Genomic DNA, 25,638 nt, shown 5'->3' with positions numbered 1-25,638 from the left:
GATGGCGGTGCGGCACAAAGCCATCGCGGTCCTGATCGCGGCGGCGTCCGCCTGCCTTGCCGCCACGGGTGCGAGCCGCGCCGAGGAGATCACGATCTATTCGACCAGGGAGGCTGCCCTGGTCGAGCCTGTCGTTGCGGCCTTCACGGAAACCAGCAGCGTCAAGGTGAAAATCGTCTTCGTCGAGGATAGCCTCGTCAAGCGACTTGCGTCGGAAGGCGTCGCATCGCCCGCCGATGTATTGATGACGATCGGGCTGGACAAGACGACCCAGCTCTCCACCCGCGGTCTGACGCAAGCCTTCACGTCGTCGCGTCTCGACCAGGTCGTCCCTCCAAATCTCCGCGGTAACGGCGCACAATGGCTTGCGCTTTCCGTCCGACCGCGTGTTGCATTTGTGCGCAGGGACAGCACGCTTGCTTCGATCGACTATGAAGATCTCGCCGCTCCCAATTGGCGCGGCAAGCTCTGCATGCGCTCGCCGCTGCATCAGAACAATGTCGCGCTGGTTGCGGCCTATTTCGCGCATCACGGCGAGGCCGCGACGGAGGCCTGGCTCGCCGGCCTGAAGGCCAATCTCGCGCACAAACCTGATGGCAAGGACAACGACGTGATCCGCGAGGTCGCGCAAGGCACGTGCAAGATCGGCATCGGCAACACCGTGGCATTGGCGCAATTGCGCGACGGACGCGAAGGGGCCGACTGGCGTGCCTGGGCGATCGAGGTCAAGGCGGTGCCATCGACATTCAAGGGAGGCGGCACGCATGTGAACCTCACCGGCGCGGCCATCGCGAAACAGGCGCCACATCCGGCGTTGGCGCGACAGTTCCTCGAATTCCTTGTCACGCCGGCAGCGCAACGGATCTTTGCCGCTGCCGAGTTGGAATACCCCGTGCTTGCAGCAGCGGAGCGTGCCCCCATCGTTGCCGAAATGGGCACGTTCATCGCCGATGCAATTTCGATCGACCGGATCGCCGCACATCAGCAGGCCGCGATCTCGCTTATCAAGAAGGTTGGCTTCGATGAGTAAGGTGGGGCATCACATCAAGGCTGCTCTGCACCAGATTCACTCGATCGCGGGCCTCGTGCTCGCGCTGCTGCTGGCCCTGATCGCGCTGACCGGCGCGATCATGAGCTTTGAGGACGAGATCGGCGATCATCTCAACGCCGGCCTCATGCAGGTCGCGCCGCGCCAGGCGCCGGCGTTGATGCCGGATGAACTGGTGGCCCGGCTGAAGGCGGGGCAGGATCTCGGCAAGGTCTCGGCCGTCACGCTGTCGAGCGATCCGGCCGCGGCGGTGCGTGTTCGCTTCGCGCGCGACGAGCAGGGCGCGCGGCCGACATCGCTCTATGTCGATCCCTACGACGCACACGTGCTGGGTGCGCCGCGTGGCGAGGAGTTCTTCGCGACCGTCCGCAGGCTGCATCGCTGGCTGTTGATCCCCGGCGATGCCAAGGGGTGGGGACGCCAGATCACCGGCATCGCCGCACTCGGCCTGATCGTCATGCTCATCTCGGGCCTCGTGCTGCGCTGGCCGCGCCGCGCCGGCAGCGTGAAGATGTGGCTGAAGCCAAATCTCGGTCTCAGCGGCCGCGGCCTGCACCGTTCGCTGCACGCGGTGATCGGCACCTGGGTGCTGCCGATCTATCTGGTGATGACGCTGACCGGGCTCTGGTACTCGTTCGACTGGTACAAGGATGGCGTCGTCTGGCTGCTGGCGCGTCCGCATGTCGTCGCCGCGAAGATGCAGCCGAAGCAGCCGCGCGCCGCAGGGCGTTCCGAGCCGGTTCAGCCGGTGGGATTTGATCTTGCGTGGTCGACGCTCCAGCGCGAGGAGGGCGATCGTTTCTCCAAAGCGCTGCTGACGCTGCCAACTGGTCCGGGCACGGTGATCCGGATCCGGTCGTGGCCGAAGGACTCGACGCTCGATACCACACGTGACGAATTCCGTGTCGATGCCGTCACCGGTCAGATCGTCTCGGCGGAGCGCTACGCCGACAAGACGCTCGGCGAGAAGATCATCGCGAATGTGCTCGACATCCATCGCGGCGCGTTCCTGGGTTGGCCCGGCAAGCTCGCCTTCATGATTGCAGCAGCGTTGATGCCGCTGTTCTCGGTCACCGGCATTTTGCTTTATCTGTCGCGCCGCCGGCTGCGGCGTCCCGCGCAGCCGCCGCTCGGGCGGCTGGTTCCGGGCGAGTGAACGGCCGCGAAGACTAGCCAAGCGCGCGACAATCGTTCAAAAGCCCTTGGCCGTACTTGCCAGGGTTCACGCCATGAAGCTTCCGACCGTCACTCCCGCCGATATCCGGCGCGCGCTGCTGCTGCGCGAGGAGATCGCGCTGCTCGATCTCAGATACGAGGCCGGCTTCGCCACCGGGCATCCGCTGTTTGCCGCCAACATGGCCGCGGACCGGATCGCGATCGAGGCCGAGCTGCGGTTGCCGCGCAAGGACGTCGCGATCGTGCTCTATGATGATGGTGAGGGGCTTGTTGCGACCGGCGCCGAACGGCTTGCCGCGCTCGGTTATAGCAACGTCCGTGCGCTCGAAGGCGGGCTGAAGGCCTGGCGCGATGCGGGCTATCAGGTGTTCGAGGACGTCAATTCCTATTCCAAGGCCTTCGGCGAGCTGGTCGAGGCGCGGCGGCACACGCCGTCGTTCAGCGCCGACGAAGTGGCAAAGCTGATTGCGGACAAGGCCAACATCGCGATCCTCGACGTCCGCCGCTTCGACGAATATGCGACCATGAACATTCCGGGCTCGGTCAGCGTGCCCGGCGCTGAGCTGGTGCTGCGGGCAGGGCAGGCCGCGCCCGATCCCGACACCACCATCATCGTCAATTGCGCCGGCCGCACCCGCTCGATCATCGGCACCCAGTCGCTGATCAATGCCGGCGTGCCCAACAAGGTGCGCGCGCTGCGCAACGGCACGATCGGCTGGACGCTGGCGCGGCACACGCTCGATCATGGCGCTGAACGGCGCGGTGCGATCGGACCGTTCGAGGGTGGCCCGGCCAATGCCCGCGACGTCGCCTATCGCGCCGCTGTTCGCCATATCGGCGCGAACGGGGCGAAGGCGCTTGCAGCGCAGACCGATCGCACGCTCTATCGTTTCGACGTACGCGACGCCGAGGAGTTTGCGGCCGGTCATCTTCCGGGCTTCCGGCATTATCCCGGCGGCCAGCTCGTCCAGGAAACCGACATGGCCGCGCCCGTGCGCGGCGCGCGCATCCTCCTGACCGACGACCAGGGCGTGCGTGCCGACATGACGGCATCCTGGCTCGCGCAGATGGGCTGGGAGGTCTACGTCCTCGAAGGCGGTTACGATGGGGGGCTCGAGGTCGGCCCGCCGCGCGTGCTGCCCAAGCCCGACCCGGCACATCGTTACCGCCGGCCCTACGAGGGCACTGACGTCGCAGAGCGCGCGATGCAGGCCTATCTCGACTGGGAATACGGTCTCGTCGAGCAACTCCGGCTCGACGGCACGCATGGGTTTTATGTGATCTGACCGGGCGGCCACCGTAAACACTTACCGCCTCGCCATCTTCTCCCCATATCCAAACCCTATTGTGCTGCATCTCCCCCGCGGTCTATGAGCTGCGGCAAAGCTGTGACCTACGGAGATTCCATGCCAGCCCCAGGCCAAAGCCCCGAGCGGAACGCGAAGGCGCTGCTGCTCGAAGGCGTCAATGACAGCGCTGTCGACCTGTTCCGGAGTGCGGGCTTCACCAATGTCGAGCGGTTGACCAAGGCGCTGGACGGCGAAGACCTGCGGCGCGCGCTGAAGGGCGTGTCGCTGCTCGGCATCCGTTCGCGCACCCAGATCACCGATGAGGTGCTCGCGGCCGCGGACGGGCTTCTCGCGGTCGGCTGCTTCAGCGTCGGCACCAACCAGGTCGATCTCCTGGCGGCCCGCAAGCGCGGCATTCCCGTGTTCAACGCGCCCTTTTCCAACACCCGCAGCGTCGCCGAGCTCGTGATCGGCGAGATCGTGATGCTGCTGCGTCAGATCTTTCCGCGCTCGGTGTCCGCCCATGAAGGCGGCTGGGACAAGTCCGCTGCCGGCAGCCGCGAGGTGCGTGGCCGCACCCTCGGCATCGTCGGCTATGGCAATATCGGCTCGCAGCTTTCGACCCTTGCTGAAGCCATGGGCATGCGCGTGATCTATTACGATCGCACCGACAAGCTCCGCCACGGCAATACCGAGCCGGTCGAGAAGCTCGAAGAGCTGCTGGCGCAGAGCGACGTCGTCAGCCTGCACGTGCCGGAGACGCCGCAGACCGCCGGCATGATCGGCGAGAAGGAACTGCGGGCGATGAAGCCGGGCTCATTCTTCATCAACAACAGCCGTGGTACCGTGGTCGATCTCGATGCGCTCGCAGGCGCCTTGCGCGACGGTCACATCGCGGGCGCTGCGATCGACGTGTTCCCGGTTGAGCCGTCCTCGAACGCGGAACGATTCAAGAGCCCGGTGCAGGGCCTCAACAACGTGATCCTCACCCCGCATGTCGGCGGCTCGACCGAGGAGGCGCAAGAGCGCATCGGTGGGGAAGTCGCGCGCAAGCTGGTCGACTACTTCATCACGGGATCGACCATGGGCGCGGTGAATTTCCCGGAGGTGCAACTGCACTTACGTCCCGCGGGTGCGCGCTTCAGCCATGTCCACCGCAACGTGCCGGGCATGCTGCGGCGGCTGAACGAGGTTTTCCTCCAGCGCGACATCAACATCGTCGCGCAATATCTGGAGACCGCCGGCGACCTCGGTTACGTCGTGCTCGACGCCGATCTCGGGGGCGAGGATTCGGCCGCGCTGCTTGCGCAGATCCGGGCGCTCGAGGGCACGGTTGGCGCACGGCTGGTATTCGAGCACTAGAACGCCCACGTTCCGGTTGCAATCTGTAGCCAGGGCTCTCTACACTGCTGTCATCTTCGGGTACTAAAAAGCACGTCGAATTTGAGCTTCAGTTGCGTGGGTGCCGCCATGGAACGGGACGCCGTACTGATCGATCTCGCGCTTCAAGGTGGCGGTTCTCACGGCGCCTTCACCTGGGGCGTGCTCGACCGTCTTCTGGAAGAGAAGTGGCTCACCATCGCCGCGATCTCCGGCACCTCCGCGGGCGCGATGAATGCGGCCGTGCTCGCAGACGGGTGGATCGCGGGTGGCGCGGAGGGCGCGCGCGACGCGCTCGAAAAATACTGGCGCCGCGTCTCGAAGGCTGCGGCCTTCAGTCCGCTGCAGCGCTCGCCGCTCGATCGATTGATGGGGCGCTGGACGCTCGATACGTCGCCGGCCTACATCCTTACCGATTTGATGTCGCGGGTGCTCTCGCCCTATGATCTTAATCCGACCGGTTACAATCCGCTGCGCGCGGTGCTGACCGAGAGCATCGATTTCGAACGCCTCGTGCGCTCGCCGATCCAGCTGTTCATCACCGCAACGCGGGTGCGCACCGGGCGCGGCCGCATCTTCCGCAACGCGGAGATCACGGCGGATGTGCTGCTGGCATCGGCCTGCCTGCCGACCATGTTCCGTGCGATCGAGATCGACGGCGAGCCCTATTGGGACGGCGGCTTCGCCGGCAACCCGACGATCACGCCGCTGGTCCGCGAGAGCGATGCGCACGACACCATCCTGGTGCAGATCAATCCGACCGAAACGCTCGAAGAGCCGCGGACGGCTGCGGAGATTCTCAATCGATTGAACGAGATTTCGTTCAATTCGCCCCTGATGAAGGAATTGCGCATGATCGCGCTGCTGCGCCAGGCGGCCGACCCCGGCAGCGGCGAGGGCGCGCGCTGGGCAAAGATGCGGACCCACCGCATCAAGAGCGACATGCTGGCGAAGTTCGGCGCGTCATCCAAGCTCAACGCCGAATGGGAGTTCGTCTCGATGCTGCGCGCCGAGGGGCGCCTAGCCGCGGACACGTTTCTCGCCGCGCACGGTGCCGACATCGGCCGGCAATCGACCGCCGATCTCGACGTCCTCCTGTCGGAGTGCTGAGACATGGGTCTTCTCGGCCTCCTCGTCGGGCTCGCCCTGCTTGTCCTGTTCGCCTTTCGCGGCTGGAGCGTGCTTCTGCTGGCACCGTTCGCAGCGCTCGTTGCCGCGTCGTTCGGCGGCGAGCCGCTGCTTGCGAACCTGACCCAGGTGTTCATGGTGCATGCGGCCGGATTTCTGGCGCAGTTCTTCCCGATCTTCCTGCTTGGCGCGGTCTTCGGCAAGCTGATGGACGATAGCGGTGCGGTCACGTCGGTCGCCGCCTTCATGGCGGAGCGCCTCGGCGAGCGTCGCGTGATCCTGGCGGTGGTGCTCGCCGGTGCCGCGGTGACCTATGGCGGCGTCAGCCTGTTCGTTGCGTTTTTCGTCATCGTTCCCATGGCCCGCTCGCTGTTTCGCGCAGCTTCGATCCCGCGTCGCCTGATCCCGGCTGCGATCGTGCTGGGGACGTCGACCTTCACCATGTCGGCCTTGCCGGGCACGCCGTCGATCCAGAATGCGATACCAATGCCGTTCTTCGGCACGACGCCCTTTGCCGCGCCGGGCCTCGGCATCATCGGTTCTCTCATCATGCTCGGGACAGGGTTGTGGTGGCTCCGCCGCGCCGAAGCTGCGGCGCGCCGTGCCGGAGAAGGTTATGGCGACGATATCGAGGGTGCGACCGAGCGCGCCGCCGCTGACGAGCTCGTGCGCGAGCGCGCCACGACCGCGCGCGAGTTCGATCCGGCGGAACTCCAGCACGGTCAGCGCAGCGAGCGGCCTTCGCCCGTGTGGAGTGCGATCGCGCCGCTGATCGTCGTCGTCACCGTGAATTTGGTGATGTCGCTCGTGGTGCTGCCGCGACTCGATGTCAGCTATCTCGCCGAGCAGCGTTTTGGTGAAACGACGCTCGCGGCCGTCGCGGGCGTGTGGTCGGTCGCGGTCGCGCTGACTGCGGCCATCGTCACGACCATCGCGCTGAACCGGGCCCGCCTGCCGGCGCTTCGCCGCACCATGGACGCCGGGGCCAATGCATCCGTCCTGCCCGCGTTCAGCGTCGCGAGCCTCGTCGGGTTCGGTGCGGTCGTCGCCTCGCTGCCGGCGTTCACGATCGTGCGCGACTGGGTGCTGGCGATCGAAGGCGGACCGCTGGTCTCGCTTGCGGTCGCGACCAACATCCTGGCCGCGCTGACCGGCTCGGCGTCAGGCGGCCTGACCATTGCGCTGGACGCTCTCGGCCAGACCTATGTCGAGCTCGCCGCGCGGACGGGCATCGCCCCCGCGCTGATGCATCGCGTCGCGGTGATCGGCTCGGGGACGCTCGACATCCTGCCGCACAATGGTGCGGTGGTCAGCCTGCTCGCGATCTGCGGCCTGACGCACCGCGACAGCTATTTCGACATCGTGATGGTCGGGATCGTGACGTCGCTGCTGGCGCTGGTCGCCGTAATCGCATTGGGTAGTGCCCTCGGATCGTTCTGACCAACGCGCAACCGCGGGCGGCTGCCTAAGCCGCCAGCCGGTCGAGCAGGGCCAGCATGACCGGCGCGTCGGGCATCGGCAGCACCGCGTCGATCCGCTCCAGCAGGCGGGATTGCAGCAACGCGTTGCGCGCCTTGCCGATGGTGCCGAGCGGCCCGCGAAAACCGTGATCCTCCCAGGCCATTTCGAGCAGGCTCTCGCTCATCAGGGCCTCGATGAGGTCGTCTGCCTGGCGCTCGACGCTGATCATCGGATGGGCCGAGAACACCGTGGGCTGCGGATAGAGGATGACGGGCTTTGCGGGCGCATTGGCCTCGAGCCGCTTCCAGCGCTCAGCGTCCTGCAGCACCCATTCGACCAGCTGATTCTCGTAGCCGACGATCAGCGGCTGCGCGCCGGCGCCGCCGGCGACATAGTCGTCGAACAGCTTACCCGAGGACGGCGGCTTGAAACCCATGCGTCGGAAGACGGTGGCGACATAGCCGTCGATCTTGCTCAGCGTCTCCGGCATCACCACGTCGCCCGACAACAGGCTCGCCGCAAGGCCGGCGAACATGAATCCCGAATTGGATTTGTTGGGATCGGTCGAGACCACGCGGGCGCGGCCGAACAGGTCGGCGACGCCGATCGCGGACCAGTTCTCCCCCGCGATGATGGCCTTGAGCAGCTTTGACAGATCCACCGTGTAGCGCGGCCCGCCGGCCGATTGGGCGATGCCGCCCTTCACCAGACCGTCCGCGATGCGATCCCAGGAATAGAGCACGATCGGCGAGTTGAAGATCACCTGGTCGCGCGAGATCTTGACGCCCGAGGACCGCGCCACTTCGACCAGCACGGACGACGACGGCCAGAGGAACTGCGGCTTCTGGTCGAGCAGCGCGCGCTCGCGGACCATTTCGACCGAGCCGGCCCGGCGTCCGTCGAGGATCAGCCCGAAGCGGCGCTCCAGCACGTTCTTCACGCGGGCGTTGGCGAGAAATCCCTCCTTCTCGCCGCCGGCAAAGCCGAACAGCCGCTTGGCTTCGCCGAAGCGGCCGGCGATTTCAGGATGCTCGCGCAGATAAACATAGCCGCCGGTCGCCGCCGCGCTCGCAGCGACGAGGCCGATGCCGAAGGCGCGGCGCGAGATGGCCATCAGGACATTCCTCTCTTGGTCTTGACCGGGGCTGCCGGCGGCGTCGGGCCGATGTCCTCGTCGAGCGAGCCTTTCAACAGCTTCAGCTCGATATCAAGCTTGTCGAGGTCGGCATCCTGGAGATTGGCGGCGTAGCGCGTGAAGGCGCCGTCGAGCCGGTCGATCATGTCGCCCGTGGCCGCAAGGCGCGCGGTGTCGGGCACGGCGCTCTTCTCGAGCGCGCGGTATGCTTCGGCGATCTCGGCCGCGCGGGGCAGATAGTAGGTCAGGAACCGGCGCACCCGGTCGAGCCGCAGCGGATCACGCTCGATGGCCGCGAAGATGTCGCGTGCAATTTGCACCAGGTGGCGGATGCGATCTGCCACCGCGCGGGTGCGGATCGCCGATGCCGTATATTCCATCCGCTCGGCCAGCGGCTCTGCTTCGGCCAGCAGCTCGTTTGCGAACTCGATCTTGCCGCGCGCGACGCCGCGGGCCTCCAGTGCGGCAAACCGGTTTCGCGGCGCAAGCGCCACGACGATACCGCCCCCGGCGGCCGCGCTGATCGCGAGCGCGATCCAGAACGGCATGGCGAGCCCGATCGCGAGCGACGGCAGCAGTGCTGCGGCTGCCACTCCCCCGGCGATCCAGCCAAGCCCGGACGGCATTGCGGCCATTCAGTTGTATCCCCGTACGGCGCGGAACGCGTCGGTGAGGCTCTTGCTGCCGTCGAACACGCGGCCTCCGGTCAGCTTTGCCAGATTGTCGAGCTGGGCCCGGTCGACCTCGGAGCCGAATGTCACGCCGAACACCGGCACACGATGACCATCGGCGCGCCATGCGCTCTCGAATGTCGACATCGCCCCCTGGCTCTTGCCGTCCGTCATGATGACGATGGCCGGGAGATGCTGGCCGTCCTGGAGCAGCGGCTTCATCAAGGCGAGCGCCTGCGCGCCGCAAGTGTAGAAGTCGGTGCCACCGTTGGCGCGCAATTCGAGCGCACGCGCGAGCAGGCCGGCCTGCTCGTTGTCTTCACCGCTGGCGCGCGCCGTCCACAAGACGTGATCGCTGAACGGCATGATCAGGATCTGATCCGACTTGGTCCATTGCACCAGCATCTCGCGCGTCCGCGCCGGCGTGAGCAGGAAGCGCATGGCGTCGAGCAACTGAGTCTCGCCCGGGCCCTGCATGCTGCCGGAGACGTCGAGGCAGAGCGCGGTCAGCGACGGCCGCCGCAACGCCTCCTGATAGATCAGCAGCGCCTTCTGGATCACCGCCGGCTCGGGGGGGCGGATCACGGTTACCGGCCGCGATGGGTCGAGATTCGTCTTCGGGTCGGCCGCAAGCGGCGTGGCGCGGCCGATCTCGACCCGCCGGCCGGTCTTGGCGATCTTGCCTTGCGCGTCGCCGTTGAGCAGGAAGGTCTGCAGATCGGTGAAGAAGCCTTCGACGACCTTGCCGCGGCCGCGGTCGACGAAGCCGAGCGGGGAATCCGCGATCGCCACGCCGTCAGCCGGATAGATCGCGTAGAGTGGCTCGTGGTTGTCGGCGATCAGCTTGTCATTGGTTTCCTTGATGACGGCTTCGTAGTTCCAGATCGCCTGGTAATGCGCGCCGCTGCGCTCGCCGTCGCGATAGAGGTCGGCGAGCCAGCCGCTCGAGCCCGCGCTGCGCTCGACGCCTTTCAGCAATCCGCGCGCCGTCGCCAGCACCTCGGGCTTGTCGAGATCGCCGGCCTCGATCAGGTCGGGCTTGCCGATGCCGGCCGCCAGCATTGCAAGATAGGCGGCGGCGCCCGAATTCGACTGCGTCGCCGACGTCATCAGGAATTTCAGCTTGCCGCCTTCGACGGCGGCGAGGATGTCCTTCGCCGTCACCTTGGCGCCGATCCAGCCCAGTGCCTGCGCCTTGGAGCGGCGCACGCCGAGAATGACCGGCATCTGCACGATCGACTTGACCATCTTCACGCGCCGCGTCGTGTCGAACATATCGATCCAGATCGAGGCGGCCGGCCAGACGGCGTCGGCGCCGGGATCGCCGGCCTTCAGCGCGAGCGCGATGTCGAGCGAGCCCTGATAGCGCATGGTGCACGTCGCGTTACGCGACTTGCAGAACTCCTGCACCAGCGGCTCGAGAATGTCGTTCTCCGAACCCGAGAGAATGGTGAATTGCGGCCCCGGGGCGCCGCAGCCCGACAGCAGCGCGGCCATCAGCGGCACGGCCGCAAGCAGCACCAGCGGGCGCCGCAGGAAACGGAAAGTTCTCATGCGCGAGCCTTCATGCCGCAGTTCTTATGCAGACGCTTCATCGAGAAACCGTTGCGTGAGGCGCATCAAGGCGTGGCCTTGGAGATCGCGGACTTCAATTCGTCCGTCAGCTGCGCCATCCGATGCTCGATCTCGGCGCGCTTGTCGCGGCCCTCTTGCTGTACCGAGAGCACGCCCGCAATGGTGTCGATCAAATCCCGGTTGGTCTTCTCCAGGGTCTGGATGTCGACGATGCCGCGCTGCGACTGCTTCTCGATCTCGATCGCCTGGGTCTTCATCATCTCGGACGCCTGGCGCATCATCTCGTTGGTCGCGTCCGTGATGGTCTTTTGCAGCTCCAGCGCCGATTTCTGCCGGTTCAGGCCGAGCAGCAGGATCATTTTCTGCTTCCACACCGGGATCGTCAGCTCGGTCGTGGCCTGCAAATTCTCGATCAGCGTCTCGTCGCCGGACTGGACGATGCGGATCTGCGGCAGTTGCTGGATGCCGATCTGGCGCGCCTGCTGGAGATAGAAGACGCGCTTCTCGAGCCGGTCGAGCGCCTGGACCGCGTCCTGATAGGTCTGCGCGGCGAGCATGGCGTCGCTGCCGGCAGCTTGCGCCTTCGCGCTCCGCTCCATCTCGATGAGCTTGCCGCCGCGGAACTCCTCGGTGAAGGCCTTGCCGGCGGCGATATGTGCATCGAGCTGGCCGAGCGCGCCCCTTGTCTGTTCGTAGAGGTCGTCGAGCAGCGCGATGTCCCGGCGCAGGACTTCCTTGTTGCGGTCGAGCTCGACGCAGACCCGGTCGATCTGCGAGGCGACGTCGTTGAACTGTTCGGTGAAGCGGCGCAGCCGTGCCTCGGCCGACGAGAACAGGCGCGCGAGAAAGCCCTTGTCCTTGAGATCGGCCGGATCGAGCCCGCGTGCCTTGCCGAGGATGTCGGTCAGGAGCTTGCCGGTGGCGCCGAGCTCACGGTTCTGGGTCTGGGCGAGAATGCGGTCGGCGAATTCGACCACGGAGCGCTGCGCGCGCTCGCCGAATGTCACGAGGCGCGACCGGTCCGAAATGTCGATCTCGGACTTGATGCGTGCGACCACAGAGGCATCCGTCGGTAACGCCGGGACATTGATCGTTTCGCTCACCACTTGCTCCTTGTTCTGCACGGTCATGATAGCATGCCGACGAGACAGGCAGGTAACTCCAGGTCGTATGACAGATTGATGACAGCCTGTGGATTTGGTCGGTCGCGAGGCTTTCCGAATTCGGGGCAGGGGCAGGATTTCCCATAAAAGTCAGATCTCTATGGGTGCGTGGGGCGACCGGGCAGGGCGATGTTTCCGTTGATGGCGATCGCGGCGCGCGTCGCGGCGATTGACGACCGGCAATCCGATGCATTGAATCGACCGCCTGAACGATAACAAGGCAGCAGGGATGGAAACGATGGCGCGCAGGATTGCGAAGCTGAGTGTGTGGCTTGCGGGTGCCGCGGCCGCGTTGAGCGCGAGCAGCGCGTTTGCCGCGACGCTGGCGGAGAATGCCGACACGGTCTGCAAAGGGCTCATCGGCGGCGCCGATGCCGTGAAGATCGATTCCGCGACATTGCTGGCGCCGTCACAACTGGCCGTCGCCGAACGCGGGCCGACCCCGTCGGGGCGCGTCACGCCGGCCAATCCCGCCTTCTGCAAGGTGCTTGGCCATATCGACCCCATTGATCCCAAGGCGCCGCCGATCAAGTTTCAGGTCAACCTGCCGATCGAATGGAACGGGCGCTCCGTGCAATATGGCGGCGGTGGTTTTAACGGCGTGCTGATCACCGGCCTTGGGCTGCCGCCGGCCTATCCCTTCGACAAGCCGTCGCCGCTGGCGCGCGGTTTTGTCACCTACGGCACGGACTCCGGCCATGAGTCCAAGCCGGGCGAGCCGCCGCAGGTATTTGCACTCAACGACGAAGCCTTCGAGAATTTCGCTCACCGCGCCTACAAGAAGGTGCGCGACGCTGCGGTTGCGCTGATGGAGCGCGCCTACGGCAAGAAGCCGGAAAAAATGTACTTCATGGGCTCCTCCGAGGGCGGCCGCGAAGGCCTCACCATGGCCCAGCGCTACCCCGACGATTTCGACGGCATCTTCGCGCGCGTGCCCGTGATCAACTGGGTTGGCCTGCAGCATGCCGGTACGCGTTCGGGCCTTGTGACCATGGGCGAGGGCTGGATCAATCCGACGCAGGTCAAGCTCTTTGCCGATGCGGTGCGCACTGCCTGCGACAAGGCCGACGGCTCCGATAAGACGCTGGTGCACGATCCCGTGGCCTGCAAGGCCGTGTTCAAGGTCGAGACGCTGCGGTGCGAGGCCGGCAAGACCGGCGATCAGTGCCTGACCGAGGCGCAGATCAAGGCAGTCAGCACGCTGCATGGGACCTACAAATTCCCGTTCGTGCTCGCCAATGACCTCGATGACTATCCGGGCTGGGGCGTCTCGGGCGAGGACACGCCGGCGATCGGTCCGACCGGCGGCTGGTCCGCGTGGTGGCTCGGCAGCGCGCCACCGGCGCAGCCGCCCGCGCCCAACAACGGCATCGCCTGGATCTACGGCGCCGGCGGCATTCAATATGTGTTCGCCCGTGACCCCAAGCTCGACGTCACCACCTACAATGTGGAGGACCACAAGGCCCGGCTGATCGAGGTCTCGAGCCTGATGGATTCGACCGATCCGGATCTCAGCCGTTTTCGCGGACGCGGCGGCCGGCTGATCATGCTCGAGCACATGGCGGATTATGCGCAGAGCCCCTATGCCGGCATCCGCTATTTCGAGAGCGTCGAGCGCAAGCTCGGCAAGGCCGAGACGGCGGAATTCGCGCGGCTCTACACCGCGCCCGGCGTCGACCATGTCGGCTCCGGCGCGCCGGCCAATGTCGACATGCTCAGCGCGCTGGTCGATTGGGTCGAGAAGGGCAAGGCGCCGGGCGATCTCGAAGTCGCCGAGCAGAAGGTCGAGGCGCCGTCGTTTGCGGTGACGCGCGCGATGCCGCTGTGCCGTTGGCCGTCCTGGCCGCACTACAAGAGCGGCCCGGTGACGGAGGCGGCGAGTTTTACTTGCGCGCCGTGAGGCGGCCAACGTCGCCTGACGAAGGGCAAGGCGAGGGACATACGCACCGCTCATCCCGCCGCCATCGCCTGTGCGCCTCCCAGCAACTGCGCATTGAGCCGGCCGCCGGAGAACAGCATGTCGTCGAGCGCCTCATCGATGTCGGCTGACACGACGGAATTGCCCCCGTCGCGCGCGAGGCTCGCTTGCGCCAGTCGTCGCATCAATTCCTTGATGAACGCGCAACTCGTGCCCTCGCTGCGGCGGGCCGCTTCGGCGATGACCGCGTCCTCGATTGGCAGTCCCTTGCCGTAAAGCCTGACCAGCTTGCCGCGGCCGATCTCATCAGGAAGGGGCACTTCGATGGCCTGATCGATGCGGCCCGGGCGACCGGCGAGGGCGCCTTCGAGGTCCTCCGGCCGGTTCGTGGTCAGGACGAACAGGATGTCCGCGTCCTCTTTCAGCCCGTCCATTTCGTTGAGCAACTTGTTCAGCATGGATTCCTCGCACGGTCCCATGTCATCGCGGTCGCGGGCGATGAGATCGACATCCTCGATCACGACCATCGACGGCTGGAGCAGCCGCGCCAGGCTCATATATGCCCCGAGAAGACCGATTTGTTCGGCGGTAATGATCAGCGTCGTATGCCCGGGCAGGTGTGTCGCGAGATAGCGGATCGTATGGGTCTTGCCGGTGCCCGGCGGCCCGTACAGCAAGATGCCCTTGCGCGTCGACTGACCGAGCCGCCGCAACTGTTCGCGGGTGTTGACGAAGGTCAGCACGTTGCGATCGAGCAGCCGCAAGGTCTGCTCCGGCAGGATCACATCGTTGCGCGCGACCTCAGGCAATCGATGCACGGTGATGCCGCGCGAGCGCCCGCGATAGTCCGAGTCGGCATCGAGCGACAGGATTTTGCCGCGATAGGTCCGCGCGGTTTGCACGGCCTCTTCCAATTCACTGAAGCATTGCTGGACGAGATCTGCGCCCGCGGTGCCTGATGGTACCAGGATCTCGATCCGAATACCCGGCTCGCGGCTGTATTCGCGGTGTGCGCAGAGCAAGACCGCATAGCGGAGAGCGTCCTGCTCGCACAGCCACAGTCCGTTATCCAGACACTTGACCGGGCTCTTCTCGCCCACGTCGACGTCGGAATATTGCAGCGGGGCAATTGCGACCGCATAGCGGCCGCTCTTGAGGAGCCGCGAAATCGACAGCGTTTCGTAGCGATGCTCCTCGTTCAGCCCGAACAACCGGATGGCCTTGCCGAAGAGCCGGTCCACTGCTGCCTGGACATCGACCCGCATGTGGCCGGGAAATTGGCGGATCGTGGTCACGAGTTTGCTACGCGCCGTGCTGGCAAAGTGCCAATCAAGAACGTCGCAAGCAAAGTCGAAATTGTCTTCTTGTTCGCTCGAGGGCCCGTCCGCTGCACGCATGCATTCGCGGCACAGCCAGACGGTGCGATTGCCGATCCGAACGTCCGTCTGTCCCTCCGGCTTGCCACACAGTTCGCAAGAAGTCTTGATCACCTCAAGCGTGACCTGCAGTCGGTGGCCGGCCAGGCAGATGGATTGTTGCGCGGACTTGAGAAGGGCTTCGGCCACGGATTGCGGGTAAGGCCCGCAAACCGCCTTTTCCTTCTGCTCGATTTGAGTAATCAGCGCGGTCGCTTCACGCTCCGATTTGCCGAAAACCTGACGGAGCATGTCCATCACGAATTGGTCCGGCGTGTCGTCGTCATTATGAATTACGAGCTGGGTCGGCTGGTTCTCGCCACGCATACTATTCATCACGAAAGGTCTCCGGAACAATCTATGATTGAATAGAACGAATAGGGAACATAAAAAGAACCGGCCGTCAAGCGTGACGGCCGCGACAAATTTCAATCGATGGGCGAGGCCCTAATGCGCCGGTCCACCCGCCGCCTTCACGCGCCGGGTCATCACCACCGCGATCGCCGCGAGCACCAGCACCGCGCCGATCACGGCAAAGGCGTCGGTATAGCCCATCACCAGCGCCTGGCGCTTGACCGTCTTGCCGAGCGCGATGATGGCCTGCTCGCGTGCGGCGTGGGGGTCCGGTACGCCGTGGGCCATGAAGTAGTCCGTCATCTGCGCGATGCGGGTGCGGACTTCCTCGCGGCCGAGCGTGACCGACTGGCCGATGATGTTGGAGTGAAACTGCTCGCGCTTGGTGATGATGGTCGCGAGCGTCGCCGTTCCGATCGCGCCGCCGAGATTGCGGAACATGTTGCTGATGCCGGAGGCCGCGGCCGCGTCCTGCGGCGCGATGCCGCCTGTCAGCACCGAGGTCAGCGGCGTCAGCACCATCGCCTGGCCGACGGCGCGCACGATGTTCGGAATCCAGAGCTGGTCGCCGGCATAGTCCGGCGACATCGCCGTGTTCATGAAGCAGCTATAGGCGAAGATCAGAAGGCCGGTGATGGCGATGTAGCGCGTGTCGAAGCGCTGCATCAGCTTCGGGATCAGCGGGATCAGCACCAGCTGCGGCAGGCCGGTCCAGGCCAGCACGTTGCCGATCTGCTCGGCATTGTAGCCTTGGGCCTGGCCGAGATAGGCGGGCAGGATATAGACGGAGCCGAACAGCGCGAAGCCGACCATCGTCATCGCGATGGTGCCGAAGCCGAAATTGCGCTGTGTCAGCAGGCGCAGCCGAATCAGCGGCTTCTCGATCGTGAGCTCGATCGTGACGAACAGCGTCAGGCTGACGGCCGCGATCACGGCGAGCTTGACGATGAAGGGCGAGGAAAACCAGTCGTCCTTGTTGCCTTCCTCGAGCACGGCCTGCAGTGCCGACAGCCCGATCGCCATGGTGAAGATGCCGGCCCAGTCGCCTTCCTTCAAGAGACCGAGCTGCATCTTCTGCTTCTCCAGCGTCAGATAGAGCGCGGCCACCATCACCGCGGTCGGGATCACGTTGACGAAGAAGATGGTACGCCAGCCGTAGTTCTCCGTGAGATAGCCGCCGATGGTCGGGCCGATCGCGGGTGCGAAGGTGACGGACAGCGCGAAGATCGCAAGACCGACCGGCTGCTGCGGCTTCGGCAGCTTGGTCAGCACCAGCGTGAACGCCATCGGGATCAGCACGCCGCCGGCAAAGCCCTGCAGGCCGCGCATCGCGATCATCGACGGCAAATCATGGGTGAAGGCGCAGGCGACCGAGAACGCGGCGAACAGCGTCGCGCTCGCCAGCATGTAGCGGCGGAACGAGAACACGCGGCTCAAAAAATCGGTCAGCGGGATCACGATGATCTCGCCGATCAGATACGACGTCGAGATCCAGGAGCCGTTGTCGGCGCCGGTGCCGATGCCGCCCTCGATGTTGGCCAGCGAGGCGTTGGTGATCTGGATGTTCAGGATCGCCATGAACGAGCCGATCATGGCGGCGAGCACGGCGATCCAGATCGCGGCACTCGCGCGGTTCGGGTCGGCTATCGCCGGATCAGGCGTCGCGGCCGGTGTCGCTGGCGTCGAAAGTGAGAGGCTGTTTGACATGGCACGACCCTCCGGAAACGAGCTTCGCCTTTACGTTTGTCTTGGGCGCCGCGGCCGCATTCGCGGTCGGCGCGGTCGAACGTGTTGCAATGGTCGGGATCACGGACATGCCGGGCCGCAGCGCGATCGCAGAGTGCGTTTCGGCATCGAGCGCGATCTTGACGGGGATGCGCTGCACCACCTTGGTGAAATTGCCGGTGGCGTTGTCGGGCGGCAGCAGCGCGAATTCCTGGCCGCTGGCCGGGGCGATGGAATCGACGTGGCCGTGCACGACCTGGCCCGGGAAGGTGTCGACCTCGATATCGACGGCCTGGCCGGCCTGCACGTGGGTGAGCTGCGTCTCCTTGAAATTGGCGACCACATAGGCGCCCTCGGCCGGCACGATCGCCATCAGCTGCGTGCCCGCCTGCACGAACTGGCCGACGCGCAAGGAGCGGTTGCCGACCACGCCGTCGATCGGGGAGACGATCGTGGTGTAGCCGAGATTGAGCTCGGCCTGACGCTGGAGTGCGGCCGCGCGCGCGGCGGCGGCCTTGGCTTGCAAGATCTCGGCGTTGAGGAGATCGACCTGCTTCAAAGCGGAGGTGAGATTGGCGATATCGCGCTGGATCGCCGCGTCTGCGCCGGCGTCGCGCGCTTGCGCCTGCTGCGCGTTCTGCACGCTGCCGAAACCCGTTGCCGCGAGATCGGTGTAGCGCTTGTTCTCCTGCTTCGCGAAAACCTTCGCGGCATTGTCGACATTGATGGTCGCTCTTGCCGCCGCGATCACGGCCTCCTGGACCTCGAGCTGCGCTTGCTTGCTCGTCACCGTCGCATTCGCGGCGGCGACATCGGCCTTGGCCTGGTCGAGCGCGACGCGGAAGTCGCGATCGTCGATCCTGGCGAGCACCTGGCCGGCCTTCACATGCTCGTTATCGCCGACCAGGACGCGGTCGAGGTAGCCGCTGACCTTCGGCGCGATCGTCGTGTTGTCGGCCTTCACATAGGCGTCATCGGTGGAGACGAGGTACTGCCCGACGGTCCAGTAGTCGTAGCCGTACCAGCTCGCGCCGGCCAGCGCGACGATCGCTGCACCCATCAGCAACAGCTTGCGGAGATTGAGCTTTTGCCGGCGGACGCCGGTCGGCGCGGTAGGCAGCACGCCCTCCAGCACTGTTGCTGGAATAGCGGTTTGGGTCGCAGCAGATGGGGTGGTGTGGACGGTCATGGCCGGCTCCCCTGAATTAGGAAACTTGACGATTTCCAAAATGAGACTAGCTTTGGAATTGTCAATGGAATGACAGGCGTCATTTAAAAGCATGGCTCAGGCAAAACCATCAGGTGAATGCCGCCCCCGCGGGCGGCCGCAACTGCGCAGCGACGAGGAGACGAGGCGGATCGTGTTCGACGCCGCGCGCCACGCCTTTGCTGTCGACGGCTATGCCGCGACCAGCACCGAAGAGCTGGCACGCCGCGCCGGCATCTCGACCAAGACGCTCTATCGCCTGTTTCCGGGCAAGGCCGCGCTGTTCGAGGCGATGTGCGCGGACAGGCTCGAGCAGCTGCTCTCCGCCGTCGATCTGCAAGGAAGTGACGAGGTCGATATCGAGACGGGCCTGCGTGCCGCGCTGCTGGCCTGCGCCGATCTCGCACTCGATCCGGAGGTCGTGGCGTTGCAGCGCATGGTGCTGCAGGAATCCGCCGCGTTCCCCGAGCTCGCCGCCAACTTCTACAACAACGGCATTTCCCGCACCGTCAGGACGCTTGCCGGCTGGCTGCGCGTCCAGGTCAAGCGCAAGCGCATCGCCATCGACGATGCGGAGGAAGTTGCCGGCATGCTGATCGGCATGGTCGCATCGGCGCCGCAGCGCGCGGCGATCTATGGCGGCATGCCGCTGCCGTCACGCAAGCAGATCGAACGCCGCGTGCAGACCTGCGCGTCCCTGTTCCTCGATGGCTGCCGCGCCGCGTAGCGGTTGCCCTTTGACAATCCGGTTCGGCTCGGTTATCTATTTCGCATGCGAAATAAAGGCGCCGCAGCGAGGCATCATCGGCTTATTTACCTCCTGAACGTCGCGCAACGCCGCTTGCAGCGCTGGATGGCGGCGCAGCCGCAGAACGAGGTCACGCCGGCGCAGGCGGGGCTGTTGTTCATCCTCGGCAAGCAGGACGGCGTGCTGATGGGCGAGGCGGGCGCGGCGCTCGATATGGGGCCGGCCGGAATTTCCGGCCTCGTCGATCGCACGGCTGCGGCGAGGCTGGTCGAGCGGCGGGCCGATCGCGAGGACGGTCGGGCCTGGCGCGTATGGCTGACGCCGAAGGGGCGCACCGTGCTGGCGCAGGCGAAGACCGACGCGGCGCAGATCAACGCCGCGTTGACGGACGGATTTACCAGCGCGGAGATCGACATCGTCGCGCGCTGGCTGACCAGCATTCAGGACAAGTTTCCAAGACCTTCCGACGACTAAAGGAGAGCCCCATGACCGAGCACGTCCGGATCGAGAACAACAACGGAATACTCACCCTCACGCTGGCGCGCCCCGACAAGAAGAACGCGCTGACGGATGCGATGTACGGCAAGCTCGCCGACACGATCGAATCCGCCGAGTTCGATCCGTCCGTCCGCGTGATCCTGATCCGCGGCGAGGGTGACATGTTCACCGCCGGCAACGATGTCGGCGAATTCGCCGCCGTCGCAGCCGGCAAGTCCGAAGGCAGCCGCAACGTTGTGCGCTTCATCCAGTCGCTGGCGCGCTGCACCCGGCCGCTGGTCGCCGCCGTGCAGGGCCGCGCCGTCGGCGTCGGCACCACGATGCTGTTGCATTGCGATCTCGTCGTGCTCGCCGACAATGCGCAATTGTCGACGCCCTTCGTCAGCCTCGCGCTGGTGCCGGAGGCCGCCTCCAGCCTGCTGATGCCGGCGCGGATCGGCTACGCCCGCGCCTACGAGATGTTCGCGCTGGGCGAGACCGTACCGGCCAGGTCCGCGCTGGAATGGGGCCTTGCCAACCGCGTGGTGCCGCTCGACAAGCTCGATGCCGAGGCGCTCGCGCTCGCCCAGCGGCTCGCTCGCCAGCCGGCCGGCGCGCTCACGGCAACCAAGAAGCTGATGCGCAACGGCGAGGCTCTGGTCGCCCAGATGAATGCCGAGGGTGAGCAGTTCGGACAGCGTTTGCGCACCGCTGAGGCGCGTGAGGCATTCACCGCTTTCGCCGAGCGCCGGCCGCCGGATTTCACCAAGGTTGCCTGATTTCGCTAGTCTTAAAGCGCTTACAGACCGGGCACTCCCGGCAATTTGACTAAAACCTTAACCGATCCTTGGCATGTCGCGATGCAGGGTGGCCGGCAGTACAATGCAGGCCCCCTGACTCATGGCAATGTTTAAGAAATCGGTAAGCTCGCTTCTCCTGACCCTGATGGCTCTGCTTGCGGCCGGTGCGCTGGCCTCTACGGCGATCCAGATGTTCGGAGCGTTCGGTCGCTACAGCGACAGTCTCGAGACGGCGCGGCTCGCCGCTGCGGACAAGGCGATCTTCCATGGCGTGCTCGCGTTGCGCAACAATCGTGGCGATGCCCAGAGCGCCATCCTTGGCGAGGACGACCCCAAGGTAAAACTCGCTGAAGCCGAGAAGGCCGAGCAGGGCGGCTATGAAGGGATCAGCGCTGCACTCTCGACCGTTGATTTCGCACGCCGCGACGAGCTCGCCAGCACGCTGAAGCAGCGATGGAACGAAGCCGCGCCGCAATTCCAGCTGTTCTACGACGAGGCCAGGCTTTCGCGCGCCGAGCGCAAGATGGAGCGAACCAATTCCTGGTACGACGCCGTCACCAAGGTCATCGACACGGCGAACCTCGCCTCCACCGCGGTGTCGAACCGCGCCTGGATGAACGATCCCTACATCGCCCGCATGATCCAGGTTCGCCGCTTCGCCTGGCAGGTGCGCGACCGTTATGGAATCCATTGCTCGTCGCTTCGCTCGAACGTCAACAGCAGCAAGCCGCTCGATGACGCCCAGAAGCGGTCAGTGGCGCAATGGGACGGCACGATCAGCTCCGGCTGGGCGGGCATGGCCGAGTTGCTGGCTGCGCCCGACGTGACGGCGGAGCTGGTGACGGCAGCCTCGGACGCGAAAGCCAAGACCGATGGCGTCCTGAAGCAGATCGGCGATCTCACCAAGAATTTCGACGGCAGCGGCAAGCCTGCGATGCCCGCTTCGGAGTGGAATGCGCTGTGCCAGTCGCCGTTCCCGCTCATCGTCGGGGTCGCGACCAAGGCGCTGGATCAGTCGATCGCGCGTGCCGAGGCCGTGCAGGCCAAGGCCCTCACCAACCTCATCGTGCAGTCGCTCGCGTTTCTGCTCGCGCTCGGCGTGACCCTCGCCGGCGTCTACGTGGTGCGCAATCGCCTGATGCGCCCGGTCCGCGCCATCCTCGACGCCATCGCGCGAATCGGCGCCCGCGATTTTGCGACGCCGGTGCCGCAGTCGAAATATCCGGACGAGTTCGGCACCATGGCTGCCGCGCTCGAGAGCCTGCGCGAAAGCGCGGCGACCGCCGAGCGGCTGGGCCAGGAACGCGAATCGCAGCAGGCGCTGCAACTCGCCCGTTCCGGTACCGTGGACGACGCATGCCGCAGCTTCGACGACACCGTGCAGGCGGTGATCCACAGCGTCGCGGCGTCGGCGAGGGAGCTCGATGCCACCGCGACCGATGTGCGCACGCTGGTTTCGGAATCGACCAGCCAGACCGCGGCCGTCTCCTCCGCGGCCGAGCAGGCCACCAACAATCTCGAGACCATCGCGGCCGCGACCGAGGAACTCTCCGCATCCGTCGGCGAGATCTCCGCACAGGTGCAGTTGAGCGCCCGCGAGGCGCGCGAGGCCGTCTCGCAGGCCGAGCGGACCAACGCGACGGTCGAGATCCTCGATCAGACCGCGAGCCGGATCGGCGAGGTCGTGAAGATGATCAACGCCATCGCCGGCCAGACCAATCTCCTGGCGCTGAACGCGACCATCGAGGCGGCGCGTGCGGGCGAGGCCGGCCGCGGCTTTGCCGTGGTCGCCGGCGAGGTCAAGAGCCTCGCCGCGCAGACCGCAACCGCAACCGAGGAAATCTCGCGCCAGGTCGAGGAGATCCAGGGCGCGACGGGTCAGGCCGTGACCGCTATCCGCTCGATCGGGGGCGCCATCAGCGGCATCGACGAGAAGATGACGGCGATCGCAGCCGCCGTCGAGGAGCAGCGCGCGGCCACCACCGAGATCTCGCGCAACTTCCAGCAGGCAGCCCAGGGCACCCGCGAGGTCACCGACACCATCGGCAGCGTCGCCAGGCTCAACCAGGAAACCGGCAACGCCGGCACGGTGCTGTCCGAATCCGTGAAGAAGATGTCGGGCGATGCCGATCGTCTTCGCGTCGCAGTCGAGGGCTTTTTGGGGGCCGTGAAGACCGCATAACTTCGATCGTCATCCGTCCAGTCGTCGCGCGAACGGCATTGCCGCCGCTTCACGCGGCGGGTACATCTGTGCCGCTGCGGGAGTGCAGCAACAGACGTATCAAGGATGGAGAGTTCGATGCCGGCCACCCCACACAACGCCCAGCGCCCCTATCGCGGCGTGTTCCCGGTCGCGCCCACCATCTTCGACGAGCGCGGCGAGCTCGACCTCGAGGGCCAGCGCCGCTGCATCGATTTCATGATCGATGCGGGCTCGAATGGTCTATGCATCCTCGCCAATTTCTCCGAGCAATTCGTGCTCACTGATGCCGAGCGCGAAACCGTGATGCATGCGGTGCTGGAGCATGTCGCGGGCCGGGTTCCCGTGATCGTCACCACCACGCATTTCAGCTCCGCCGTCTGCGCCGCGCGCAGCCAGCAGGCCGAGGCGGCGGGGGCCGCGATGGTCATGGTGATGCCGCCCTATCACGGCGCGACCTTCCGCGTGCCCGAGAAAGGCATCATCGAGTTCTTCAAGGTGCTCTCAGGCGCGATCAACATTCCAATCATGATCCAGGACGCGCCTGTCGCCGGAACGCCGCTGTCGGTCGAGCTGCTCGCGCGGTTGGCGCGCGACTTTGCCAACATCCGCTATTTCAAGATCGAGGTGCCCGGCGCGGCTGCAAAGCTCCGCAGCCTGATCGAGGCTGGCGGCAAGGATATCGAGGGACCGTGGGATGGCGAGGAAGCCATCACGTTGCTCGCCGATCTCGACGCCGGCGCCACCGGCGCGATGACGGGCGGCGGCTATCCCGACGGCATCCGCCAGATCGTCGATCCCTATTTCGCCGGCAAGCGCGAGGAGGCAAAGGCCGCCTATGAGCGCTGGCTGCCGCTGATCAACTACGAAAACCGCCAATGCGGCCTGATCGCCTGCAAGGCCATGATGCAGGCCGGCGGCGTGATCAAGTCGGACGCCGTGCGGCATCCGCTCCAGCCGCTGCACCCGGCGACGCGGGCTGGGCTCCTGGAGCTCGCGAAGGAGCGGGATGCGCTGGCGTTGCGGTGGGGCAAGTAGCGCCGCACCCACTCGGTTGTCGCCAGGCCTCTCGGCAGTCCCCGCCTTCGCGGGGGGGCGACGCCGATGGTGCGCACCCTGGCCTGATCCCGCCGGCTTCCATCTGCTGAAGGCGTCGAATTGGCGCGGTTCGGGCGGTTTCCCGCGGTCCGGCGATGACATATTGTACGCTCGTTGCACGCTCGCCAACCAGGTCCGCGGAGCTTCTCAAGACGTCGCTGAGCAGCTCTTCATTATGCCGCTATTCCGAGCCAGGCTGGAGCGAGCCGACGAAACAGGGAGGCAGTGCCATGACGATGAGGCCGGATCCCACCTTTCACGCATCGCCCAAGCTGGCGATGGAAGCACCGGCGGAGAACTTTGCCTACACGCTGCTGCTCAGTCCGGATTTCTCAAAGCCGGATGCTCTCGCGGTCATCGACGTCAAGCCGGGATCGCCGACCTACAGCCAAATCGTCCACACGGTGACGATGCCCAACAAGGGCGATGAGTTTCATCACTTCGGCTGGAATGCCTGCTCCTCCGCCTTGTCGCCGCTCGCCGGACATGCCTTCATCGAGCGGCGCTATCTCATCATCCCCGGGATACGCTCGTCGCGGATCTACATCATCGATACCAAGCCCGATCCGACCAAAGCCAAAATCCACAAGATCATCGAGCCCGAGGAAATCTTCAAGAAGACCGGCTACTCGCGGCCGCATACCATCCATTGCGGGCCGGACGGCGTCTATGTGAGCACGCTGGGCGGCGGCGGCAAGGACGGCACCAACGGGCCTCCAGGCGTCTTCATCATGGATTGCGAGACGTTCGAGGTCCTCGGACGGTGGGAGATCGACCGCGGTCCGCAGACGCTGCACTATGATTTCTGGTGGAACCTGCCGCGCGACTACATGGTGACGAGCGAATGGGCGTTGCCACCGCAGTTCGAGAACGGGATCGTCGCGGAAGATCTGCTGGCGAACAAATATGGCCATCGTCTCCACTTCTGGGATCTCCGCGCCCGTCGCAACGTCCAGACCATCGACCTCGGTGCCAATCATCAGATGGCGCTGGAGGTGCGGCCCGCGCACGATCCGGTCCGCGAATACGGTTTCGTTGGCGTTGTGGTCGACACCACCAACCTCGAAGCGTCGATCTGGACCTGGTGGCGCGAAGGCGGAAAATTCCATGCGGAGAAGACGGCGACGATCCCGCCTGAGCCCGCGCCAAAGGAGAAGCTCCCGCCGCTGCTGCAGGGATTTGGCGCCGTGCCGCCGCTGGTGACCGACATCGACCTGTCGATGGATGACCGGTTTCTCTATGTCTCGTGCTGGGGCACGGGTGAAATGCGCCAGTACGATGTGAGTGATCCGCGAAAGCCGAAGCTTGCCGGCTCGGTTCACATCGGCGGCATCGCGCGCCGCACGCCCCATCCGAATGGCAAGGTATTTGCGGCCGGTCCGCAGATGGTCGAGATCAGCCGCGACGGCAGGCGCGTGTACTGGACCAATTCGCTGTATTCCACCTGGGATGACCAATTCTATCCCGATGGGGTTCCGGGCGTGGAAGTCATGGCCAATGTCGGTCGCGACGGCGGCCTCGAGCTCGCCAAGGACTATTTCGTGAGCTTCCCCGACGGATATCGTGCGCACCAGATCAGGCTGGAGGGCGGCGATTGTTCGACGGACTCCTTTTGCTACCCGTCGGCCTAGGCTGGCAGCACGGGAGTTGGCCGCTCGGCTGGCTGTGGC

At 65.5% G+C, this 25,638-nt stretch carries 20 protein-coding genes; 13 read left to right on the top strand and 7 right to left on the bottom strand.

The genetic code is table 11. The features are described from left to right. The first annotated feature begins 1 nt into the window (after window position 1). The 6 genes from ACKWRH_RS43255 to ACKWRH_RS43230 all read left to right on the top strand — a co-directional run bounded on the left by ACKWRH_RS43255 (window position 2) and on the right by ACKWRH_RS43230 (window position 7,461). On the top strand, window positions 2-1,030 hold the full coding sequence (locus ACKWRH_RS43255; protein WP_445218521.1) for an extracellular solute-binding protein: 1,029 nt from the start codon (window positions 2-4) through the stop codon (window positions 1,028-1,030). Next, entirely contained in the window at window positions 1,023-2,204 is a 1,182-nt protein-coding gene (locus ACKWRH_RS43250; protein WP_445218520.1) for a PepSY-associated TM helix domain-containing protein, read from the top strand. The genes ACKWRH_RS43255 and ACKWRH_RS43250 overlap by 8 nt, the downstream gene beginning before the upstream one ends. Before the next feature lie 73 nt (window positions 2,205-2,277). Continuing rightward, complete coding sequence (locus ACKWRH_RS43245) at window positions 2,278-3,510, top strand: rhodanese-like domain-containing protein (protein ID WP_445218519.1); 1,233 nt, start codon at window positions 2,278-2,280, stop codon at window positions 3,508-3,510. Window positions 3,511-3,630: 120 nt separating this feature from the next. After that, complete coding sequence (gene serA / locus ACKWRH_RS43240) at window positions 3,631-4,875, top strand: phosphoglycerate dehydrogenase (protein ID WP_445218518.1); 1,245 nt, start codon at window positions 3,631-3,633, stop codon at window positions 4,873-4,875. A gap of 108 nt (window positions 4,876-4,983) precedes the next feature. Continuing rightward, a complete protein-coding gene (locus ACKWRH_RS43235) occupies window positions 4,984-6,003 on the top strand; it encodes a patatin-like phospholipase family protein (RefSeq protein WP_445218517.1) in 1,020 nt (339 codons plus the stop codon). Window positions 6,004-6,006: 3 nt separating this feature from the next. After that, on the top strand, window positions 6,007-7,461 hold the full coding sequence (locus tag ACKWRH_RS43230; RefSeq protein ID WP_445218516.1) for a GntP family permease: 1,455 nt from the start codon (window positions 6,007-6,009) through the stop codon (window positions 7,459-7,461). 25 nt (window positions 7,462-7,486) lie between these two features. Here ACKWRH_RS43230 and ACKWRH_RS43225 read toward each other — a convergent pair whose 3' ends face one another. The 4 genes from ACKWRH_RS43225 to ACKWRH_RS43210 form a co-directional block, all read right to left on the bottom strand. Next, a complete protein-coding gene (locus tag ACKWRH_RS43225) occupies window positions 7,487-8,596 on the bottom strand; it encodes a hypothetical protein (protein WP_445218515.1) in 1,110 nt (369 codons plus the stop codon). Then, entirely contained in the window at window positions 8,596-9,252 is a 657-nt protein-coding gene (locus ACKWRH_RS43220; protein WP_445218514.1) for a 5-bromo-4-chloroindolyl phosphate hydrolysis family protein, read from the bottom strand. Before ACKWRH_RS43220 ends, ACKWRH_RS43225 begins: the two co-directional genes overlap by 1 nt. Continuing rightward, complete coding sequence (locus ACKWRH_RS43215; RefSeq protein WP_445218513.1) at window positions 9,253-10,842, bottom strand: substrate-binding domain-containing protein; 1,590 nt, start codon at window positions 10,840-10,842, stop codon at window positions 9,253-9,255. 65 nt (window positions 10,843-10,907) lie between these two features. Further along, window positions 10,908-11,966 (bottom strand): toxic anion resistance protein, encoded by a 1,059-nt coding sequence (locus ACKWRH_RS43210; RefSeq protein WP_445218512.1) that lies wholly within the window; start codon window positions 11,964-11,966, stop codon window positions 10,908-10,910. A 298-nt stretch (window positions 11,967-12,264) separates the two neighbouring features. On the opposite strand from ACKWRH_RS43210, the gene ACKWRH_RS43205 reads away from it, so the two are divergent. Then, window positions 12,265-13,926, top strand: coding sequence for a tannase/feruloyl esterase family alpha/beta hydrolase (locus ACKWRH_RS43205; protein WP_445218511.1), 1,662 nt, complete (start codon window positions 12,265-12,267; stop codon window positions 13,924-13,926). A gap of 50 nt (window positions 13,927-13,976) precedes the next feature. Here ACKWRH_RS43205 and ACKWRH_RS43200 read toward each other — a convergent pair whose 3' ends face one another. The 3 genes from ACKWRH_RS43200 to ACKWRH_RS43190 all read right to left on the bottom strand — a co-directional run bounded on the left by ACKWRH_RS43200 (window position 13,977) and on the right by ACKWRH_RS43190 (window position 18,627). Next, on the bottom strand, window positions 13,977-15,686 hold the full coding sequence (locus ACKWRH_RS43200; protein WP_445218510.1) for an ATP-dependent Clp protease adaptor ClpS: 1,710 nt from the start codon (window positions 15,684-15,686) through the stop codon (window positions 13,977-13,979). A 120-nt stretch (window positions 15,687-15,806) separates the two neighbouring features. Further along, window positions 15,807-17,420, bottom strand: a complete 1,614-nt coding sequence (locus ACKWRH_RS43195) for a DHA2 family efflux MFS transporter permease subunit (RefSeq protein ID WP_445218509.1) — start codon at window positions 17,418-17,420, stop codon at window positions 15,807-15,809. After that, window positions 17,368-18,627, bottom strand: coding sequence for an HlyD family secretion protein (locus ACKWRH_RS43190; protein WP_445218508.1), 1,260 nt, complete (start codon window positions 18,625-18,627; stop codon window positions 17,368-17,370). Before ACKWRH_RS43190 ends, ACKWRH_RS43195 begins: the two co-directional genes overlap by 53 nt. A 91-nt stretch (window positions 18,628-18,718) precedes the next feature. On the opposite strand from ACKWRH_RS43190, the gene ACKWRH_RS43185 reads away from it, so the two are divergent. From ACKWRH_RS43185 to ACKWRH_RS43160, 6 genes are all read left to right on the top strand, one after another. Beyond that, on the top strand, window positions 18,719-19,372 hold the full coding sequence (locus ACKWRH_RS43185) for a TetR/AcrR family transcriptional regulator (protein WP_445218507.1): 654 nt from the start codon (window positions 18,719-18,721) through the stop codon (window positions 19,370-19,372). Between the two features lie 45 nt (window positions 19,373-19,417). Continuing rightward, window positions 19,418-19,867 (top strand): MarR family winged helix-turn-helix transcriptional regulator, encoded by a 450-nt coding sequence (locus tag ACKWRH_RS43180; RefSeq protein WP_445218506.1) that lies wholly within the window; start codon window positions 19,418-19,420, stop codon window positions 19,865-19,867. An 11-nt stretch (window positions 19,868-19,878) separates the two neighbouring features. After that, entirely contained in the window at window positions 19,879-20,649 is a 771-nt protein-coding gene (locus ACKWRH_RS43175; RefSeq protein ID WP_445218505.1) for an enoyl-CoA hydratase, read from the top strand. 121 nt (window positions 20,650-20,770) lie between these two features. Further along, window positions 20,771-22,852: a methyl-accepting chemotaxis protein gene (locus ACKWRH_RS43170; protein ID WP_445218504.1), complete on the top strand. Its 2,082-nt coding sequence runs from the start codon at window positions 20,771-20,773 to the stop codon at window positions 22,850-22,852. A 117-nt stretch (window positions 22,853-22,969) separates the two neighbouring features. After that, window positions 22,970-23,908 carry a dihydrodipicolinate synthase family protein gene (locus tag ACKWRH_RS43165; RefSeq protein WP_445218503.1) on the top strand — a complete coding sequence of 313 codons (939 nt, stop codon included), beginning with the start codon at window positions 22,970-22,972 and terminating at the stop codon, window positions 23,906-23,908. A gap of 290 nt (window positions 23,909-24,198) precedes the next feature. After that, a complete protein-coding gene (locus ACKWRH_RS43160; RefSeq protein ID WP_445218502.1) occupies window positions 24,199-25,599 on the top strand; it encodes a selenium-binding protein SBP56-related protein in 1,401 nt (466 codons plus the stop codon). Window positions 25,600-25,638: the final 39 nt, after the last annotated feature.

The organism is Bradyrhizobium sp. Pa8, from assembly GCF_052588265.1.
The sequence above is the reverse complement of the archived record's forward strand: the minus strand, read 5'-3'. Positions and strand labels throughout refer to the sequence as shown.

Bases quoted from the DNA above. Each gene is read 5' to 3' on its own strand.
- ACKWRH_RS43160 (WP_445218502.1), top strand. From the start codon at position 24,199: ATGACGATGAGGCCGGATCCCACCTTTCACGCATCGCCCAAGCTGGCG.
- ACKWRH_RS43215 (WP_445218513.1), bottom strand. From the start codon at position 10,842: ATGAGAACTTTCCGTTTCCTGCGGCGCCCGCTGGTGCTGCTTGCGGCC.
- ACKWRH_RS43195 (WP_445218509.1), bottom strand. From the start codon at position 17,420: ATGTCAAACAGCCTCTCACTTTCGACGCCAGCGACACCGGCCGCGACG.
- ACKWRH_RS43250 (WP_445218520.1), top strand. From the start codon at position 1,023: ATGAGTAAGGTGGGGCATCACATCAAGGCTGCTCTGCACCAGATTCAC.
- ACKWRH_RS43225 (WP_445218515.1), bottom strand. From the start codon at position 8,596: ATGGCCATCTCGCGCCGCGCCTTCGGCATCGGCCTCGTCGCTGCGAGC.
- ACKWRH_RS43205 (WP_445218511.1), top strand. From the start codon at position 12,265: ATGGCGCGCAGGATTGCGAAGCTGAGTGTGTGGCTTGCGGGTGCCGCG.
- ACKWRH_RS43220 (WP_445218514.1), bottom strand. From the start codon at position 9,252: ATGGCCGCAATGCCGTCCGGGCTTGGCTGGATCGCCGGGGGAGTGGCA.
- ACKWRH_RS43200 (WP_445218510.1), bottom strand. From the start codon at position 15,686: ATGCGTGGCGAGAACCAGCCGACCCAGCTCGTAATTCATAATGACGAC.
- serA (WP_445218518.1), top strand. From the start codon at position 3,631: ATGCCAGCCCCAGGCCAAAGCCCCGAGCGGAACGCGAAGGCGCTGCTG.
- ACKWRH_RS43230 (WP_445218516.1), top strand. From the start codon at position 6,007: ATGGGTCTTCTCGGCCTCCTCGTCGGGCTCGCCCTGCTTGTCCTGTTC.
- ACKWRH_RS43175 (WP_445218505.1), top strand. From the start codon at position 19,879: ATGACCGAGCACGTCCGGATCGAGAACAACAACGGAATACTCACCCTC.
- ACKWRH_RS43180 (WP_445218506.1), top strand. From the start codon at position 19,418: ATGCGAAATAAAGGCGCCGCAGCGAGGCATCATCGGCTTATTTACCTC.
- ACKWRH_RS43235 (WP_445218517.1), top strand. From the start codon at position 4,984: ATGGAACGGGACGCCGTACTGATCGATCTCGCGCTTCAAGGTGGCGGT.
- ACKWRH_RS43245 (WP_445218519.1), top strand. From the start codon at position 2,278: ATGAAGCTTCCGACCGTCACTCCCGCCGATATCCGGCGCGCGCTGCTG.
- ACKWRH_RS43170 (WP_445218504.1), top strand. From the start codon at position 20,771: ATGGCAATGTTTAAGAAATCGGTAAGCTCGCTTCTCCTGACCCTGATG.
- ACKWRH_RS43255 (WP_445218521.1), top strand. From the start codon at position 2: ATGGCGGTGCGGCACAAAGCCATCGCGGTCCTGATCGCGGCGGCGTCC.
- ACKWRH_RS43165 (WP_445218503.1), top strand. From the start codon at position 22,970: ATGCCGGCCACCCCACACAACGCCCAGCGCCCCTATCGCGGCGTGTTC.
- ACKWRH_RS43190 (WP_445218508.1), bottom strand. From the start codon at position 18,627: ATGACCGTCCACACCACCCCATCTGCTGCGACCCAAACCGCTATTCCA.
- ACKWRH_RS43185 (WP_445218507.1), top strand. From the start codon at position 18,719: ATGGCTCAGGCAAAACCATCAGGTGAATGCCGCCCCCGCGGGCGGCCG.